19 protein-coding genes and 1 pseudogene are annotated in these 16,288 nt (G+C 65.2%); 9 read left to right on the top strand and 11 right to left on the bottom strand.

Annotated elements, in window-relative coordinates:
- Positions 1–72 precede the first annotated feature (72 nt).
- Both ACYZGB_RS04425 and ACYZGB_RS04420 read left to right on the top strand, forming a co-directional pair.
- Positions 73–1,593 (top strand): leucyl aminopeptidase, encoded by a 1,521-nt coding sequence (locus ACYZGB_RS04425; protein WP_462387000.1) that lies wholly within the window; start codon positions 73–75, stop codon positions 1,591–1,593.
- Positions 1,594–2,043, top strand: a pseudogene (locus ACYZGB_RS04420) (DNA polymerase III subunit chi); the annotation flags it as partial.
- 259 nt (positions 2,044–2,302) lie between these two features.
- Here ACYZGB_RS04420 and ACYZGB_RS04415 read toward each other — a convergent pair.
- Entirely contained in the window at positions 2,303–2,431 is a 129-nt protein-coding gene (locus tag ACYZGB_RS04415; protein ID WP_462386999.1) for a hypothetical protein, read from the bottom strand.
- Here ACYZGB_RS04415 and ACYZGB_RS04410 point away from each other — a divergent pair.
- The gene (locus tag ACYZGB_RS04410; protein ID WP_199865969.1) at positions 2,430–2,630 is read left to right on the top strand and encodes a hypothetical protein; all 201 of its coding nucleotides are present in this window, start codon (positions 2,430–2,432) and stop codon (positions 2,628–2,630) included. The genes ACYZGB_RS04415 and ACYZGB_RS04410 overlap by 2 nt on opposite strands.
- A 130-nt stretch (positions 2,631–2,760) precedes the next feature.
- On the top strand, positions 2,761–3,888 hold the full coding sequence (locus ACYZGB_RS04405) for a branched-chain amino acid ABC transporter substrate-binding protein (RefSeq protein WP_108616214.1): 1,128 nt from the start codon (positions 2,761–2,763) through the stop codon (positions 3,886–3,888).
- Between the two features lie 116 nt (positions 3,889–4,004).
- On the opposite strand, the gene ACYZGB_RS04400 is transcribed toward ACYZGB_RS04405, so the two are convergent.
- From ACYZGB_RS04400 to lexA, 3 genes are all read right to left on the bottom strand, one after another.
- Positions 4,005–5,012 (bottom strand): D-2-hydroxyacid dehydrogenase family protein, encoded by a 1,008-nt coding sequence (locus ACYZGB_RS04400; RefSeq protein WP_462386998.1) that lies wholly within the window; start codon positions 5,010–5,012, stop codon positions 4,005–4,007.
- Between the two features lie 264 nt (positions 5,013–5,276).
- Positions 5,277–5,732 (bottom strand): hypothetical protein, encoded by a 456-nt coding sequence (locus ACYZGB_RS04395; RefSeq protein ID WP_462386997.1) that lies wholly within the window; start codon positions 5,730–5,732, stop codon positions 5,277–5,279.
- Between the two features lie 246 nt (positions 5,733–5,978).
- A complete protein-coding gene (gene lexA, locus ACYZGB_RS04390; protein ID WP_063460389.1) occupies positions 5,979–6,665 on the bottom strand; it encodes a transcriptional repressor LexA in 687 nt (228 codons plus the stop codon).
- 83 nt (positions 6,666–6,748) lie between these two features.
- Between lexA and ACYZGB_RS04385 the strand changes: the two genes are divergently transcribed.
- Genes ACYZGB_RS04385 through ACYZGB_RS04375 form a run of 3 tightly spaced genes read left to right on the top strand, consistent with a single transcriptional unit; the run spans position 6,749 to position 8,658 of the window.
- On the top strand, positions 6,749–7,708 hold the full coding sequence (locus ACYZGB_RS04385; RefSeq protein ID WP_462386996.1) for an asparaginase: 960 nt from the start codon (positions 6,749–6,751) through the stop codon (positions 7,706–7,708).
- Between the two features lie 24 nt (positions 7,709–7,732).
- Positions 7,733–8,152, top strand: a complete 420-nt coding sequence (locus ACYZGB_RS04380; RefSeq protein ID WP_462386995.1) for a hypothetical protein — start codon at positions 7,733–7,735, stop codon at positions 8,150–8,152.
- Between the two features lie 35 nt (positions 8,153–8,187).
- A complete protein-coding gene (locus ACYZGB_RS04375) occupies positions 8,188–8,658 on the top strand; it encodes a DUF6152 family protein (protein WP_462386994.1) in 471 nt (156 codons plus the stop codon).
- A 183-nt stretch (positions 8,659–8,841) separates the two neighbouring features.
- Here the strand turns inward: ACYZGB_RS04375 and adk are convergent, their stop codons facing one another.
- The 6 genes from adk to ACYZGB_RS04345 form a co-directional block, all read right to left on the bottom strand.
- Positions 8,842–9,498 (bottom strand): adenylate kinase, encoded by a 657-nt coding sequence (gene adk / locus ACYZGB_RS04370; RefSeq protein WP_298456749.1) that lies wholly within the window; start codon positions 9,496–9,498, stop codon positions 8,842–8,844.
- Positions 9,499–9,697: 199 nt separating this feature from the next.
- Positions 9,698–10,519, bottom strand: coding sequence for a 3-deoxy-manno-octulosonate cytidylyltransferase (gene kdsB, locus ACYZGB_RS04365; protein ID WP_462386993.1), 822 nt, complete (start codon positions 10,517–10,519; stop codon positions 9,698–9,700).
- The gene (locus tag ACYZGB_RS04360) at positions 10,516–10,698 is read right to left on the bottom strand and encodes a Trm112 family protein (protein ID WP_056165650.1); all 183 of its coding nucleotides are present in this window, start codon (positions 10,696–10,698) and stop codon (positions 10,516–10,518) included. The genes kdsB and ACYZGB_RS04360 overlap by 4 nt, the downstream gene beginning before the upstream one ends.
- 48 nt (positions 10,699–10,746) lie before the next feature.
- Complete coding sequence (lpxK, locus tag ACYZGB_RS04355) at positions 10,747–11,859, bottom strand: tetraacyldisaccharide 4'-kinase (protein WP_462386992.1); 1,113 nt, start codon at positions 11,857–11,859, stop codon at positions 10,747–10,749.
- 5 nt (positions 11,860–11,864) lie between these two features.
- Positions 11,865–12,311: an ExbD/TolR family protein gene (locus tag ACYZGB_RS04350; protein WP_462386991.1), complete on the bottom strand. Its 447-nt coding sequence runs from the start codon at positions 12,309–12,311 to the stop codon at positions 11,865–11,867.
- A gap of 17 nt (positions 12,312–12,328) precedes the next feature.
- Complete coding sequence (locus ACYZGB_RS04345) at positions 12,329–12,976, bottom strand: MotA/TolQ/ExbB proton channel family protein (protein ID WP_063460383.1); 648 nt, start codon at positions 12,974–12,976, stop codon at positions 12,329–12,331.
- 363 nt (positions 12,977–13,339) lie between these two features.
- Between ACYZGB_RS04345 and xseA the strand changes: the two genes are divergently transcribed.
- Positions 13,340–14,668 carry an exodeoxyribonuclease VII large subunit gene (gene xseA / locus ACYZGB_RS04340; RefSeq protein ID WP_462386990.1) on the top strand — a complete coding sequence of 443 codons (1,329 nt, stop codon included), beginning with the start codon at positions 13,340–13,342 and terminating at the stop codon, positions 14,666–14,668.
- Positions 14,669–14,850: 182 nt separating this feature from the next.
- Positions 14,851–15,432 (top strand): superoxide dismutase, encoded by a 582-nt coding sequence (locus ACYZGB_RS04335; RefSeq protein ID WP_063460381.1) that lies wholly within the window; start codon positions 14,851–14,853, stop codon positions 15,430–15,432.
- A gap of 176 nt (positions 15,433–15,608) precedes the next feature.
- Here ACYZGB_RS04335 and ACYZGB_RS04330 read toward each other — a convergent pair whose 3' ends face one another.
- Positions 15,609–16,148 (bottom strand): DUF192 domain-containing protein, encoded by a 540-nt coding sequence (locus ACYZGB_RS04330; RefSeq protein ID WP_462386989.1) that lies wholly within the window; start codon positions 16,146–16,148, stop codon positions 15,609–15,611.
- Positions 16,149–16,288: the final 140 nt, after the last annotated feature.

The following is a 16,288-nucleotide window of genomic DNA, read 5'->3' as shown; positions in this document are numbered from 1 at the left end:
GGCTCAGCGCGTGCTATGCATTTTTGCGTGCGCATCAAAGCGCATGGCCCGCTCAAAAGGAAAACACCGATTATGAACTTTGATCTCAAGACCCTGGATTTGACGGCGGCTGCTTCGGAGAAATGCGACCTGCTGGTGGTGCTGATTCCGGAGGGTTTCAAGCCGGGGGCAGACGCCCTGTCTGCCCTGGCGGCGCTGGCGCTCAAGAATGGAGATCTGGCGCTGAAGGCGGGCAAGCAGCTGCAGCTGTACCAGGTGCCCGCCGTGGCCGCGCGCCGCGTGGTGCTGGTGGGCTGCGGCGATGGCTTTGCCCGCGCGCTGCGCCAGGCTGTGCTGGCAGTGGGCGGTGCGATCAAGGCCCCCCACACCAAGCGGGTGGTGCTGTGCTGGGCGGGCGCCGCCTCTGCGGATGCCGTGGGCGCTGCCGTGCAGGCTGTCGCCGAGGCCAGCTATGTCTACACCACCACCAAATCGAAGGCAGAAGCCCGCAGCCTGGGCCGCTGTGTGATCGGTGTTGCCAGCCCCACCGAGGTGCGGGAAGGTTTTGACCGCGGTGTGGCGCTGGTGGCGGGGGTGGAGTTTGCGCGGGAATGGGGCAACCGCCCGGCCAACCATGCCACGCCCAGCCTGCTGGCAGATGCCGCCAAGACGCTGGCCAAGCTCCCGCGCATCCAGTGCAAGGTCCACGGCCCGGCCGAGGTCAGTCGCCTGGGCATGGGCTCCTTCATGGCCGTGGCCCGTGGCTCTGAGGAACCCTTGCGTTTCATCGAGCTGCGCTACAACGGCGCCGCCAAGGACAAGGCGCCCGTGGTGCTGGTGGGCAAGGGCATCACCTTTGACACCGGGGGCATCTCGATCAAGCCCGCGCCCGAGATGGACGAGATGAAGTTCGACATGTGTGGCGCCGCCAGTGTGTTGGGCACGTTCCGCGCCCTGGGCGAGCTGCAACCTGCCATCAATGTGGTGGGGTTGATCCCGGCCTGCGAGAACATGCCCGATGGCCGCGCGGTGAAGCCCGGTGATGTGGTGACCAGCATGAGCGGCCAGACCATCGAGATTTTGAACACCGATGCCGAAGGCCGCCTGGTGCTGTGCGATGCGCTGACCTATGCGGCCCGCTTCAAGCCAGCCGCCGTGGTGGACATTGCCACCCTGACCGGCGCCTGCGTGATTGCGCTGGGTGGCGTGCGCAGCGGCCTGTTTGCCAACAACGATAGTCTGGCCACCGCACTGCAAGAGGCGGGCGAATCCGCACAAGACCCCTGCTGGCGCATGCCGCTGGACGACGACTATGCCGACGGCCTCAAGAGCAACTTTGCCGACATGGGCAACGTCGCCGGGCGTGCGGGCGGTTCCATCACGGCCGCCAAGTTCCTGCAGAAGTTTGTGGGCGACATGCCCTGGGCGCACCTGGACATTGCCGGCACGGCCTGGCGCGGTGGTGCGGCCAAAGGCTCCACAGGGCGCCCTGTGGGTTTGCTGGTGCACTATCTGCTGGCCCAGGCCCACACAAAGGTGGGCAAGGCAGCGCCCGCACCGCGTGCGGCCGCCAAGCCTGCGAGCAAGCGCGCACCCCGGGTCAAGGCAGCCTGATTGGTTGGGCATGCCATGACAGAGGTTGCCTTCCACTTCAATGCGCCAGACAAGCTGGCCTACGCGTGCCGTTTTGCGCGCAAGGTGCAGCGCAGTGGGGCGCGACTGGTCATCACTGCGTCGGCCGAGTCGCTGGAGACCCTCGACCGCATGCTCTGGGCCATGGCGCCCCAGGATTTCGTGGCCCACTGCCGCAGCGATGCGGACGAGGAACTGGTGCTGGCATCTCCGGTGTTGCTGGCGGTTGATGCGCGGTCGTCAGCGCACCATGAGGTGCTGCTGAATCTCAACACCGAAGTCCCCGAAGGTTTCGGGCGGTTTGACCGGCTGGTGGAGGTGGTGAGCGCCCATGACGAAGCCGACCGCGCCGAGGCACGCACGCGCTGGCGCCACTATGCCTCGCGGGGCTATGCCATCACGCGCCATGATCTGGTGCTGAAAGGCGGCTGATGGCGACTCCCCCCAAAGCGCCTCCCCGTTTTGTGCCCACGCTCACCGAAGTGGTGCAGGTGCCGGGGGCGCCTCAGGCAGCCATGCCCGTGGAACCCCGTGCGCGCACCACGGTCATGCCACCGCCGCACCCCACCGCACCTTTGGATATGCGGCAACCCGCTGGAACCGCATTGCCCGCTGCGCCCCGGTCGGCACGCCCACCAGCGGCTGGGCCAGCGAGTGGGGTGGTTGGTGCCAGCCTGAGTGCCGCGAGGGCTCAGGCACCTGCGCTCCAGCAGCGCATGCCCAGCGCCGCAGCGCCTGTGCCAGGGGCTATGCCAATGGCGCGTGCAGCAGCCGCACCCGCGCTGGCGCGGCCCATGCCCGAGGGCATGGAGGAATACATGGTGCACCGTGTCATGCAGCGGGTGGACGTTGTGCTGGATCAACGTCTGCGCGAAGCGATCGCCACGGTGGTGCAAGAACAGACAAGATCGGTGCTGCCCAGGTTGCGGGAGGAGATCGAATCTGTGGTCCGCCACGCGGTGTACGAGGCCGTGGCAGAGGAGCTGGCGAGCGGTGCACCCACGGCCAGCAAGGGATGACAGGGTATTCCCCTGTGGTTTCCCTCGCATTTAATCGTGTTCCCTAATGATCTGGCCCGTAAATTGCGATATGTTCGCCTGCGTTGAGACACAAGAAGATTCTCAGCGTTTATCTTTACTGGAGATTGATATGCAATTGAAGTTGAAACTGACCGTGGTTGCTGCTATCGCAGCTGCAGCTGGTGTGGCCTCTGCACAAGAGCAGGTGGTCAAGATCGGCCACGTGGCTCCGGTTTCCGGCGCCCAAGCCCACTACGGCAAGGACAACGAAAATGGCGCCCGCATGGCCATTGAAGAGTTGAACGCTCAAGGTGTCACCATCGGTGGCAAGAAGATCAAGTTCGAGCTGGTCGCTGAAGACGACGCCGCCGATCCAAAGCAAGGCACCGCTGCTGCACAGAAGCTGTGCGATGCCAAGGTTGCTGGCGTGGTGGGTCACCTCAACTCCGGTACCACCATCCCCGCTTCGAAGGTCTACAACGACTGTGGTATTCCCCACGTCACCGGCGCAGCCACCAACCCCAACCTGACCAAGCCCGGCTACAAGACCACCTTCCGTATCATCGCCAACGACAACGCTCTGGGCGCTGGCCTGGCGTTCTACGCTGTGGATACGCTGAAGCTCAAGACCGTTGCCATCATCGACGACCGTACCGCTTACGGCCAAGGCGTGGCAGACGTGTTCAAGAAGACGGCCACTGCCAAGGGCATGAAGGTGGTGGACGAGCAGTTCACGACCGACAAGGCCACCGACTTCATGGCGATCCTGACCGCCATCAAGGCCAAGAACCCCGACGCGATCTTCTACGGCGGCATGGACCCCCAAGGCGGCCCGATGCTGCGTCAGATGGAACAGCTGGGCATGGGCAACGTCAAGTACTTCGGTGGTGACGGCATCTGCACTTCTGAAATCGCCAAGCTGGCCGCTGGTGCCAAGACCCTGGGCAACGTGATCTGCGCCGAAGGTGGTTCTTCGCTGGCCAAGATGCCTGGCGGCACGGCCTGGAAGGCCAAGTACGACGCCAAATACCCCAACCAGTTCCAGGTGTACAGCCCTTACACCTACGACGCTACGTTCCTGATCGTGGACGCCATGAAGCGCGCCAACTCCGTGGACCCCAAGGTCTACACGCCTGAGCTGGCCAAGTCCAACTTCAAGGGCGTGACCTCCACGATCGCCTTCGAGCCCAACGGCGAAATGAAGAACCCCGCGATCACGCTGTACGTCTACAAGGACGGCAAGAAGACCCCTCTGTAATAGAGAGTCTTTCTTTGCAAGGCGCCCAGGTGCCTTGCAGGAAAAAAGGCTTCCCTCGGGAAGCCTTTTTGTTTGCTGTGTGCGTGAACTTTTTAGGGGGGCATGGGGCAGGCGTCTTACCGCCGCACTTGCAATGAACCAGGGTTCACGATGTTGGTCGGTGTGCCTTTGATGAAGTTCACCACGTTGTCGAAGGCCGCGCCAAAGTACAGCTCGTAGCTGTCCTGTTCGACATACCCGATGTGCGGCGTGCAGATGCAGTTTTCCAGCCGGAGCAAGGCGTGGCCTTGCAGGATAGGCTCGCTCTCGAACACATCGACTGCGGCCATGCCGGGGCGCCCCCGGTTCAGGGCGGCAATCAGCGCGTCGGGCTCAATGAGTTCTGCGCGCGAGGTGTTGACCAGCAGGGAGGTGGGCTTCATGCACGACAGGTCTTCGAGCGAAATGATGCCCCGGGTCTCATCATTCAGGCGCAGATGCAGCGAGATGACGTCGCACTGGGAGAAGAACTCCTCGCGCGTTGTTGCCGCCTGGTAGCCATCGGTCAACGCCTGCGCACGCGAGCCCTCGCGGCCCCAGACGCGCACATTCATTCCAAACGCCCGGCCATAGCCGGCCACCAGCTGCCCGATGCGTCCATAGCCCCAGATGCCGAGGGTTTTGCCACGCAACACGTTGCCCAGCCCAAAATTGGCGGGCATGGACGCGGTCTTCAAGCCGGACTGTTGCCAGGCACCATGCTTGAGGTTGGAGATGTACTGGGGCAGCCTGCGCATGGAAGCCATGACCAGCGCCCAGGTCAGCTCGGCGGGGGCCACCGGAGAGCCCACGCCTTCGGCAACGGCAATCCCGCGTTCGGTGCAGGCGGCCACGTCAATGTGGCTGCCGACCTTGCCTGTTTGTGCAATCAGCTTGAGGCGGGGTAGCTTCTCGACGAGTTGACGTGTGATCTGGGTGCGTTCCCGCACCAGCACGATGATGTCGGCATCTTTGAGTCGCACGGAGAGCTGGCCGAGCCCCTTGACGGTGTTGGTGTAAACCTTGGCGGTGTACGCGTCGAGCCGGGAGGCGCAATGCAGTTTGCGCACTGCATCCTGGTAATCGTCGAGGATCACTATGTTCATCCCGACATTGTGCCTTGGCAGAGATTGCGTACCGCGCCAGGTGGCCGCTTGGCGCACCAAAATCCCCGGCTTTTGGTGACGGAGTGTTGGTGATGCCTGGCCCGGCATTCCACCGAAGGGGTGGCGTGAAATCGGGCCGATGGATTTGAAGCGCTGGTGTCTTTGCTCTCAGAGGGCTCGCAAGCTTGCGCTTCAACTCCAAGGCATGCACCTCCATCACCGTGGGACTGCAGTGCGGTCTTTGAAAAGGTCTTCCGACAGGCCTCAGGCCCGCATGGCTTCGGAGGCCACCATGCGATCCAGCTCGGCGCACACATCGGCCATGCTGCCCGCAATCACCAGGCGGCCCGTGCCAGAGTCGGACACCCGCCGCAGGACCTTGGGCGATCGCAGGCTGCGGGCATGCGAATCTGCTGGCAGCGCTGATAAAAATGCGTGGCGGTGGCTGCCCATGGGGTTGGCCATGGGCAAAAAAGACCTGCCCGCTGACGCGGGCTGCCGTGTGGGTGCCTCGGAGGGGCGCAGCGGAGGCTTGACCGTGAACGGCCAGTTGCCACGCAGTGGCCGTGGGCCCTGCTGCGGGGTAGGCGGGCGCGGGTGGCCCACTACTGCGGCGTTGTCGTCTGCTGCGGTATCTGCGCGCGCAGGGTGTACCAGCAGGCGCTTCAGGCCGCGCAGCGGATTTTGCAAGGCGGTAAGGGTGAACAAGGCAAGTCCCATGTGAAAACTCCGAAGGTCGGGGGTTGAACACAGGCAGGATTGCAAAGTGATTTCATGCCATGCTGTTTGCCGGGCCATGGCGGACGTGCTGCTGCCTGTGGTGCAAGAGACTGGCATCACAAGACAAACAACGTCGCCGCGCTGGTACGGCTGGTGGCATGGCATGGGGTCTGCACTGCAGGGCTGGTGTGCTGTGCCCAGCCCACCAAACGCCCGCCACCCGCAGTGCGGCCCAAACGGAGTGGTCTACATCAGCATGGTGTTGCGGATGAGCCCCACAGCCAGGCCTTCGATTTCGAAGGGTTCACCGGGCTGGACCACGATCACCGGGTAGTCGGGGTTTTCGGGCAAGAGCTCGATGGCGGTGGCGGTGCGGCGCAGGCGCTTGACGGTGACATCGTCACCCAGCCGCGCCACGATGATCTGCCCGTTGCGGGCTTCGCGGGTGGACTGCACTGCGAGCAGGTCGCCGTCCATGATGCCGGCGTCGCGCATGGACATGCCGCGCACTTTGAGCAGGTAATCGGGTTTGTGCTGGAAGAGGCTGTTTTCCACGCTGTAGGTCTGGTCCACATGTTCCTGCGCGAGAATGGGCGACCCCGCTGCCACGCGCCCCACCAGGGGCAGCACCAGCTGCGACAAGCCTGGAATTGGCAGGCTGAACTGGCTGCCAAGCTGGAGGCTACGGGCCGCATTGATGGAGCGGACCGTGTCGCCACGCAGGCGAATGCCACGCGATGTGCCGCTGACCAGCTCGATCACCCCTTTGCGGGCCAGAGCCTGCAGGTGCTCTTCGGCGGCGTTGGCTGATTTGAACCCCAGCTCGGCCGCGATTTCTGCGCGGGTCGGGGGCGCGCCAGTGCGTGCAATGGCGGTCTGGATGAGATCCAGAATCTGCTGCTGGCGGGCGGTGAGTTTGGGGTTGTCGAGCATGGTGGTTTCCGGTGGCGGCGGTTACAGTGGCGAACAACTGTTTTTTAATCCAGTAACTGTATTTTTCACCAGTTTTTCGGAGTATGCAAGTGAGTGGGCAAAAAATTGTGGTTTTGGGCACCGGGGGCACCATCGCGGGCACCTCGGCGCAGGCGGGGGACAACATTGGCTACACCGCAGCCCAGGTGGGGGTAGAGCAACTGCTGGCCGCCGTGCCGGGCCTGCAGGCGCTGGCGGGCGGCATGCTGGTGGCCGAGCAGGTGGCCCAGGTGGACAGCAAGGACATGGATGACGGTGTGTGGCGGGCGCTGGCCCAGCGCTGCGCGCACCACCTGGCGGACCCGGATGTGCGGGGCCTGGTCATTACCCACGGCACCGACACGCTGGAAGAAACCGCCTGGTTTCTGCGCGAAGTGCTGGACGCCACCAAGCCTGTGGTGCTGACCTGTGCCATGCGCCCCGCGACGGCGCTGACGCCCGACGGTCCGCAGAACCTGCTGGACGCTGTGGCCGTGGTGCTGGCCCCTGGCGCCACCGGGGTGGTCGCTGTGGCGGCCGGAGAAGTGCATGCCGCCCGCAGCGTGCAGAAGGTCCACCCGTACCGGGTGCATGCCTTCAATTCGGGCGATGCCGGCCCCTTGGGGTGGGTGGAGGAAGGACGGGTGCGCCTTGTGCAAAATTGGCCCCTTGCGCCTGTTGGGCGCGCCTTTTCTGCTATCAAAACAGGAATTGAAGCCCACGAATGGCCCTGGGTGGAGGTGGTGCTGAGCCACGCAGGGGCACGGGCCCAGACCGTGGATGCGCTGGTGCATGCCGGTGTGCGGGGTCTGGTGGTGGCCTGCACGGGAAACGGGACCATTCACCATGCGCTGGAGGCCGCCTTGCTGCGGGCACAGCAGGCCGGTGTGCGCGTGGTGCGGGCCACCCGGTGCACCGAAGGGCAGGTGCTGCCCAAGCCCGACGATGTGTTGCCGGATTCCCTGGGGCTGTCGCCAGTGAAGGCGCGGGTGGCCTTGGTGCTCGACCTGCTGCAGGCGCACTGACGAGGCTGGCTGCTTTATTTATATATGTTCGCAGCACTCAAGACGCATGCCTGGGCCTATCCGGCGCTGGAGGTGGTGCACATCGTGGGCATCGCGCTGCTGCTGGGCAACCTGGTGTTGCTGGAGTTGCGGGTGTTTGGCCGGGGTGCGGCGCTGCCGGTGAAGGACCTGGCCCGGCTGAGCCTGTCGCTGGCGCTGTGTGGTTTCGCACTGGCCGCCGCCTCGGGCCTGCTGATGTTTGCCACCCAGCCAGCCGAGCTGCTCAGCAACCGGGCATTCACCTTGAAGATGCTGTTGTTAATGCTTGCCGGGTGCAATGCCGCATGGTTTCATGGGCGCGGTTCACTCCTGCGGCTGGACGCCCTGGCCCGCGCACAGATGCTGGCTTCCACGGTGGTCTGGCTGGCCGTGGTGGTGTGTGGCCGCTGGATCGCCTATCTGTAAAACCTGTCCGGTTCCTCTTTTCTTCGGGAGTCTGTATGAGCCTGCAACGACGCCACTTGCTTGTCGCCGCCACCGCCTGGCCCCTGGGGGGGCAGGCGCACCATGGCTGGAGCAGCTTTGACCCGGACCGCCCCATTTATCTGGAAGGCACCGTGCGCAAGGCGCGCTGGCAGAACCCCCATGCAGAACTGTCGCTGGAGCTTGCCGCTGGCTTGAAGCTGCCTGCCGACCTGGCCCAGCGGCAGGTACCCGCACAGACGGCGCCAGTGGACGGCCGAGCGCTGCTGGCCAAGGCCGTGTTGCCCACCCGCAAGGACCGGCTCTGGGAGGTCGAGCTGGCGCCCCTCACACGCATGCAGGCGTGGCAGGTGCAGGAGATCCTGCCGGGCGCCCAGGTCTCGGTGGTGGGGTTCACCTTGCATGAGGAGAAGGGCGACCCGGTGCTGCGCGCGGAGTACCTGTATGTCGATGGCAAAGCCTACGGCCTGCGGTCCAGCCCCGCATGATGTGTGGGTCAATGTCGGGGTGATGAGGTACTGCTGCGGCGGAACTGATGCCGGGCAGCGTTGGCGCACGAGCATGTTGGCGCCATAAAAAAGCGACGCCCCTGTGCAGGACGTCGCCGGTTCGTAGCGATCAGCGTGGCCGTATGGCCGGGGCCGCACCAGCGACCGCTTTGTTTTCTCGTCTCAGCTCGCCAGGGCTTGCAGCGCGCGTGCCGTGATCTCGTCCACGCTGCCTGTGCCGCTGATGGCCCGGTACTTGGGGGCCACTGCGGGTTCTGCCTTGGCCCAGTTGCCGTAGTAGTCCACCAGGGGACGCGTCTGGTCGCTGTAGACCTGCAGGCGCTTCTTGACGGTTTCTTCCTTGTCGTCTTCGCGCTGGATCAGCTCTTCGCCCGTCACATCGTCCTTGCCTTCCACCTTGGGGGGGTTGAACTTGACGTGGTAAGTGCGGCCACTGGCGGGGTGCGAGCGGCGGCCGCTCATGCGTTCGATGATGGCGTCGAAGGGCACATCGATTTCAAGCACGTAGTCGAGCTTGACGCCTGCGGCCTTCATCGCGTCGGCCTGGGGGATGGTGCGGGGGAAACCGTCGAACAGGAAGCCCTTGGCGCAGTCAGGCTGCGTGATGCGTTCCTTGACCAGACCGATGATGATGTCGTCACTGACCAGGGCACCCGAGTCCATCACGGCCTTGGCCTGCAGGCCCAGCGGTGTGCCGGCCTTGACGGCGGCGCGCAGCATGTCGCCGGTGGAGATTTGCGGGATGCCGTACTTCTGGCAGATGAACGTGGCTTGCGTGCCCTTTCCGGCGCCAGGCGCGCCCAACAGAATCAGTCTCATGGAAGTCCTCGAAGGTTAGAAATCAGTTGGCGCCGCTGGCGGGGACGCGCGAAGGGCGCCTGTAGCCGTTCTGTGCGCCCGGGATGCGGTGCTCTCGTTGCGGTCGAGGATAGCATGTGACCACCTTGCGCTGACTTACACGGGCGACTGTTTCCCCGAGGCCGCACCACTGCGGGGCATTGCAGGGCGGGCCGGGCCCTCAGCCGAGCAGCGCGCGCACCCGCTCCAGGTCTTCGGGCGTGTCCACGCCCGGGCCCGGTGCCGTGTCTGCCAGGTGCACGGCAATGCGGTGGCCATGCCAAAGGGCGCGCAGTTGTTCCAGCGCCTCGACCGCCTCGGTCGGTGCCGGGGCCAGTTGCGGAAACTGCCGCAGAAAACCGGCGCGGTAGCTGTAGATGCCGATGTGCCGCAGCGGCGCAAAACCCGCCAGCGCCGCCACACCCGGGGCTGCAGCCTGCGCGGCGCCTTGCCACCACGCGGTGCCCACATGGTCGCGCGCAAACGGAATGGGCGCGCGGCTGAAGTAATGCGCCAGGCCCCGCGCGTCCAGCACCACCTTCACCACATTGGGGTTGGCGACGTCCGCCAGCGAAACAATGGCATGGGCGGCCGTGCCCATGCTGGCTTCGGGTCGGGCGGGTAACAGGCCTGCCACGGCGTTGATGAGGGCCGGGTCCATCAGGGGTTCGTCGCCCTGCACATTGACCACGATGTCGTCGCCCTCCAGGCCCAGCTGCACGCAGGCTTCGGCCAGCCGGTCGCTGCCGCTGGCGTGGTCGAGCCGGGTCATGATCGCCTGCACGCCGTGGGCCTCACAGGCCTTCAGGATGCGGGCATTGTCGGCGGCCACCACCACGCGGGTGGCGGCGCTTTGCGCAGCGCGCTGGGCCACGCGCACCACCATGGGCAACCCGGCGATGTCGGCCAGCGGCTTGTCCGGCAGGCGGCTCGATGCCATGCGCGCCGGGATCAGCACCGTGAAGGGGCTTGCAGTTGCCGGGGCAGCGGTGGCGGTGCTCACCGCTCCAGTTCCTCGTCGGTCAGCGTGCGGGCTTCGTTTTCCAGCAGCACCGGGATGCCGTCACGCACCGGGTAGGCGAGCCGCGCGCTGCGCGAGACGAGTTCCTGCGCCTCGCGGTCGTAGGTCAGGGGGCCTTTGGTGACGGGGCAGACCAGCAGTTCAAGCAGTTTGGGGTCCATGGGGGCGGGGCTTTCCTGGAAGATTCAGCGGGGTGGGGCGAGGCCCATTCAGGCAGGGGGGGATGATAGCGGCGGCTTGTGTGCTGCGGCCTTGGCCAGCAGTGCTGACAGCTTCGTATCCAGCGCAGCAAAAAAGCGGGGGTCGATCTGCACGGCCAAAGGCACGGCCAGCGCCTCGGGGTGCAGGGCCCACAGCTTGACGGCGTCTTTTTCGGTGCAAATCACGGGCTTCCGCGCATCGAGTGGTCGCTTCCAGCTATTGAAATCATAGTGATCCGACAGGGCCTCGGTGTGCGCCAAGGTCAGACCTTCAGACCGCAGCATGGCAAAGAAGTCGCCGGGCCGCGCCACGGCTGCCAAGGCGTGCAGAGGTTGGCCCCTCAGCTGGGCCAGCGGTACCTGGCTGCCGTCTGACCGCACCGCCCAAGGCGCGAGGCGGCGCTGCAGGCCAAACGCCGGGGCCGTGGTTCCACCGGGGGGCTTGTCACCCGCATGCAGCACAAAGTCCACCCGGCGTGGCCAGGGTTCGCGCAACGGCCCGGCGGGCAGCAGCCAGCCATTGCCCACGCCCTGGTCGTTGAAGATACAGATTTCCAGATCGCGCTTCAGCGCCAGGTGCTGCAGGCCATCGTCGCAGACGATCACATCGGTGCCGGGGTGGGCGGCCAGCAGTGCCCGTGCGGCGGTGATGCGGCGCGGCGCCACAAACACGGGCAGGGGGGCAGTTCCCGCAAAGCTGCGTGCGATCAGCGCGGGCTCGTCGCCCACCTCGCTGGCCGGGTTTTCGGGCAGCACCGCGCGGCAATCCTGGGTGCTGCGGCCATAGCCGCGCGAAATGACGCCCACCTGCAGGCCCTGTGCCTGCAGATGTTTCACCAGCGCAATGACCACCGGCGTCTTGCCCGCGCCCCCGGCAATCACATTGCCGACCACGATCACGGGGCGGCCGGGGTGTTCAGAGCGCAGCAGGCCGGTGCGGTAAAGCAGGCGGCGCACTGCCACCAGCGCGCCATACAACAGCGCAACGGGCGACAGGGCCCAGGCGGCCAGGCTCCGGGTTTGCCAGATTTTTTGCAGGCCTTGCTCGGCGGTGGCGCGCCCGGTGGGCGGCCGGGCGGGGTGGGGCGTTGCCGGGGGCGGCTGTGGCCCGGGGGCGCCCATGCGCGTCAGCGGCTGGCCGCGTTGGTCGCGCGTGCGGACGCGGACGACGACTGCGTGGCAAACGTGATCTGCGTGAGGCCAACGCGGCGCGCGGCCTCCATCACCGTGACCACGGACTGGTGCGGCGCCATGGCGTCGGCGCTGATGATGACCACGCTGCCGGGGCCGGCCGTGGCCGCGCTGCGCAGAGCCTGGGCGATGGAATCCACGCCCTTGCCGTCCACGCCCGTCTTGTTGACCGCATAACGGCCATCGGCCGCCACGGCCACGATGATTTCCTTGGGGTGGTCGCGCTGCTGCTCTGCATCGGCCACGGGCAGGGTGAGCTGCAGCTCGGTGAACTTGCTGTAGGTGGTGGTCAGCATCAGAAAGATGAGGATCACCAGCAACACGTCGATGAACGGGATCAGGTTGATCTCCGGCTCTTCCTTGGCGCGGGGGCGGAAGTTCATGGGGCGTTGGGTTGGCTTTACTTGGCTTTGCGCAGGCGCAGGATGTGGCGCACGAACTGCTCGGAGGCCAGCTCCAGCGTGAGCAGATACGCATCCACGCGGGCACGGAAGTAGCGCCAGAAGATCAGCGCCGGGATGGCCACGATGAGGCCAAAGGCCGTGTTGTAAAGCGCAATCGAGATGCCGTGCGCGAGCTGGGCCGGGTTGCCGCCGCCCATGGCCTGGCCCACGCCACCGCCGCCCGCCTGCGAGCCAAAGATCTCGATCATGCCGATGACGGTGCCGAGCAGGCCCAGCAGGGGCGCGGCCGAGGCGATGGTGGCCAGGGCCGAGAGGTACTTTTCCAGCCGGTGCGCCACGGCGCGGCCGGTGCCTTCCATGGCGGCGCGCAGGTCGGTTTCGCTGCACTGGGGGTTGCTGTTGAGGGTGCGCAGGCCGCTGGCCAGCACTTCACCCAGGGCCGAGTTCTGTGCCAGCTGGTTCACCACGTCGGGGGTGGGCAGGGCCTTGGACGACACGGTGATCGCTTCATCGAGCAATTTCGGGGGGGCGACGCGGGCCGTCTTGAGGGCCACAAAACGTTCGAAAATCAGCGCCATTCCCAGGACGGAACACGCAATCAGGGGCCAGATCGGCCAGCCTGCGGCTTGTATGATGGACAGCAAATCTCTCTCCGCGCAGATGAAAGCAATCGGCGATTATGGCCCAGCTTGCGGGTGCATCCTGCGGGCTTGAGCGTCACAAACAGTTACCTTGCCGCCCACCCGCCAGCGCCCCCCGCTCACCCACAAAAACTGTGGATAACTTTGTGGGCAACCCGGTTTGCCCAGCCCGCAAAGTGGCTCCACGCCGTGCTTGCAACAGATTGATGAAAAATTGCGCAATGAAAAATCCTTATAAATCAATAACTTGTACGTGCGCTGGTGTTTTGCGGGCGGTTTTTAGTTATGACCTTGTGTGCTTTGGTGCAGGTGGGTTTCTGTGGAGTACTTGCGCGGTGAGCACCGCGCAAACGCCCGCCGTTTCTCATGTTTGAGCGCACAAACCCAGGCGTGGCGCCGCGTGTGTGGGAAGTTGGCGCGCTGTGCCGCGCCATTGCTGATGCGCTGGAGGCCCGCTTCAATCCTGTGGCCGTGCGCGGCGAGATAACGGGCTTCTCGCGCGCATCCAGCGGGCATTGTTATTTTTCGATCAAGGACGCCAACGGGCAGCTGCGCTGCGCCATGTTCCGCCGCGCTGCCAGCTTGCTTGACTTTTCGCCGCGCGATGGCGAATTGGTGGAAGTGCGCGGGCGCCTGGGGGTGTACGAGGCGCGGGGTGACCTGCAGTTCATTGTCGAAAGCATGCAGCGGGCCGGACAGGGCGCACTGTTCGAGCAGTTCCTGCGCCTGAAGGCCCAGCTCGATGCCGAAGGGCTGTTCGACACCGCCCGCAAGCGCCCGCTGCCACTGCTGCCGCGCGCCATTGGCCTGGTCACGTCACCTGGTGCGGCGGCGCTGCACGACGTGGTCACGGCGCTGCGCCGCCGCGTGCCGCACATCCCCGTGGTGCTGGTGCCCGCGCTGGTGCAGGGGGCGGCCGCCCCGGCGTCGCTGGTGGCGGCGCTATCAAAAATGTATCTGCTTGCGCAAGCGGAGCGCGCCCAAGGGGCCGATTTGGCCCCAAACCCGCCGGTGGACGTGATCTTGCTCGTGCGCGGCGGCGGCTCCATCGAAGACCTGTGGGCCTTCAACGACGAGCAACTGGCCCGCACCATCGTGCAAAGCCCGGTGCCGCTTATCAGTGGCGTGGGGCATGAGACCGACTTCACCATTGCCGACTTCTGCGCCGACCTGCGCGCGCCCACGCCCACAGCGGCGGCCGAGCTGGTGGCCCAGCCACGCGAGGTGTGGCTGGGTGCTCTGGGCCTGCTGGCCGGGCGCCTGGCCGATGGCGTGGAGCGCCAGCTCGACGCACGCCACCAGCGGCTGGACCAGGCCGCTGCGCGCCTGGGCCGTCCCTCGGGCCTGGTGGCGCGCGAGCAGCTGCAGCTGGCCCGCCTGGCGCAGCGCATGCGCCACGGCGTGCTCCTGAAATTGCAGCGGCTAAACCAATACCAGCAGGCGATGGAGGCCAATTTGCCTCAAAAAATGCAGCGCTGCGTGGCACAACACACCGAGCGGCTGGATCGCGCCGCCCTGCGCCTGGACCTGCTGGACCCGCGCCTGGTGCTGCAGCGCGGTTATGCGCTGCTGACCGACACTGGGGGCCGGGCCGTGACCAGCGTGCAGCAGGCCCACCCGGGCGACGCCCTGCGCGCCACGCTGGCCGATGGCGTGGTGGATGTGACGGTGGCGGCGCAACCACGGCTGTTGTGAACAGGTTCTGAGGGGCTGTCCGTTTTTTTCAGGCTCATTGTGTGCGATGGGGTCTCCCTGAGCCTGCACAGGTCACCTGATGTTCCTACAATGCCCCCTCGCGCTGTGTCCGACTGCATTGCTCAGGAAAGATCGCGTTGCAGGCGGCATCCCAGAATTTCAAACCACGAGGAAATACCACCATGGAACACACCCTTCCCCCGCTGCCCTACGCCATCGACGCCCTGGCCCCGCACTACAGCCAGGAAACGCTGGAATTCCACCACGGCAAGCACCACAACGCCTATGTGGTGAACCTCAACAACCTGCAAAAGGGCACCGAGTTCGAATCCCTGACGCTCGAAGAGATCGTCAAGAAGTCGAGCGGCGGCATCTACAACAACGCTGCGCAAATCTGGAACCACACCTTCTTCTGGAACTGCATGGCCCCCCAGGGTGGCGGTGAGCCTTCCGGCGCACTGGCTGCGGCCATCAACGCCAAGTGGGGCAGCTACGCCGCCTTCAAGGAAGCCTTCGTGAAGTCTGCCGTGGGCAACTTTGGCTCGGGCTGGACCTGGCTGGTGAAGAAGGCCGACGGCAGCGTGGACATCGTCAACACCGGCGCCGCTGGCACGCCCCTGACCACCGCCGACAAGGCGCTGCTGACCGTGGACGTGTGGGAACACGCCTACTACATCGATTACCGCAACATGCGTCCCAAGTTTGTCGAAACCTTCCTCGACAAGCTGGTGAACTGGAAGTTTGCTGAAGCCAACTTCGCTTGATGCCAGGCGCATGGCCGCCGGGGATGACCCTGGTGGCTGTAGCCACAAAAAAACGGCCCGAGGGCCGTTTTTTTTTGTGGGGCTTTCAAAGCTTTTTAGGTTGCTCGCGCGCGTCCATCAAGCGATATTTGCTATGAAAATCGTAGTATTGATGGGCGGCCGATGCCGCCCATGCGTCACTTGCGGCTGAAGGGCGCACCGGTCAGTTTGGCGCCTGCCTTGATGTTCTTCTTGGCAAACCAGCCCTGGTTCATCTCCAGCACATACCGCACCGGTTTGGCCGAGCAGTGCGAGTCCAGCGTCTGGGGCTTCATGTCGGCCAGGTTGACGATGGTGCCGTCGTCATCCACAAACGCCGCCGTGAGCGGCAGCAGTGTGTTCTTCATCCAGAAGCACTGTTGCGCGGGTTGTTCAAACACAAACAGCATGCCCTCGTGCTGGGGCATGTCCTTGCGGTGCATGAGCCCGGTCTGGCGCTCCTGGGGGGATGCGGCCACCTGGGCGTCGATGCGGTGCATGCCAGCGGCCAGCTCCACGCGCCGCAGATTGAGCTGGGGGCCTTCCTGGGCGGTGGCGACGCCAACGGGGACCGCCAGAGAACATGCCACGCACACAGCACTCCAGAACCCCGCAGTGCGTCGGGCAAGGCGCTGAATGCCTGTGGCAACGTGCAAGGCATCCAACGAGGGGGCAGGGGTGGCGCGTGAGACGGTCATGGGCGGAGCTTTCAATTCAACAGGGAACATGGCGAACAACAACGGGCTGCGCCAGGGACGGACTGCACAGGGCGCAGAAAGTTCTGGCTCTGTGTGCAGGGTCGCAGCGCCAAAGAAAACGCCCGCTGGTGCGGGCGATT

Source organism: Acidovorax sp. Q11 (assembly GCF_054950075.1).
This window is presented reverse-complemented; position numbering and strand designations above follow the sequence as displayed.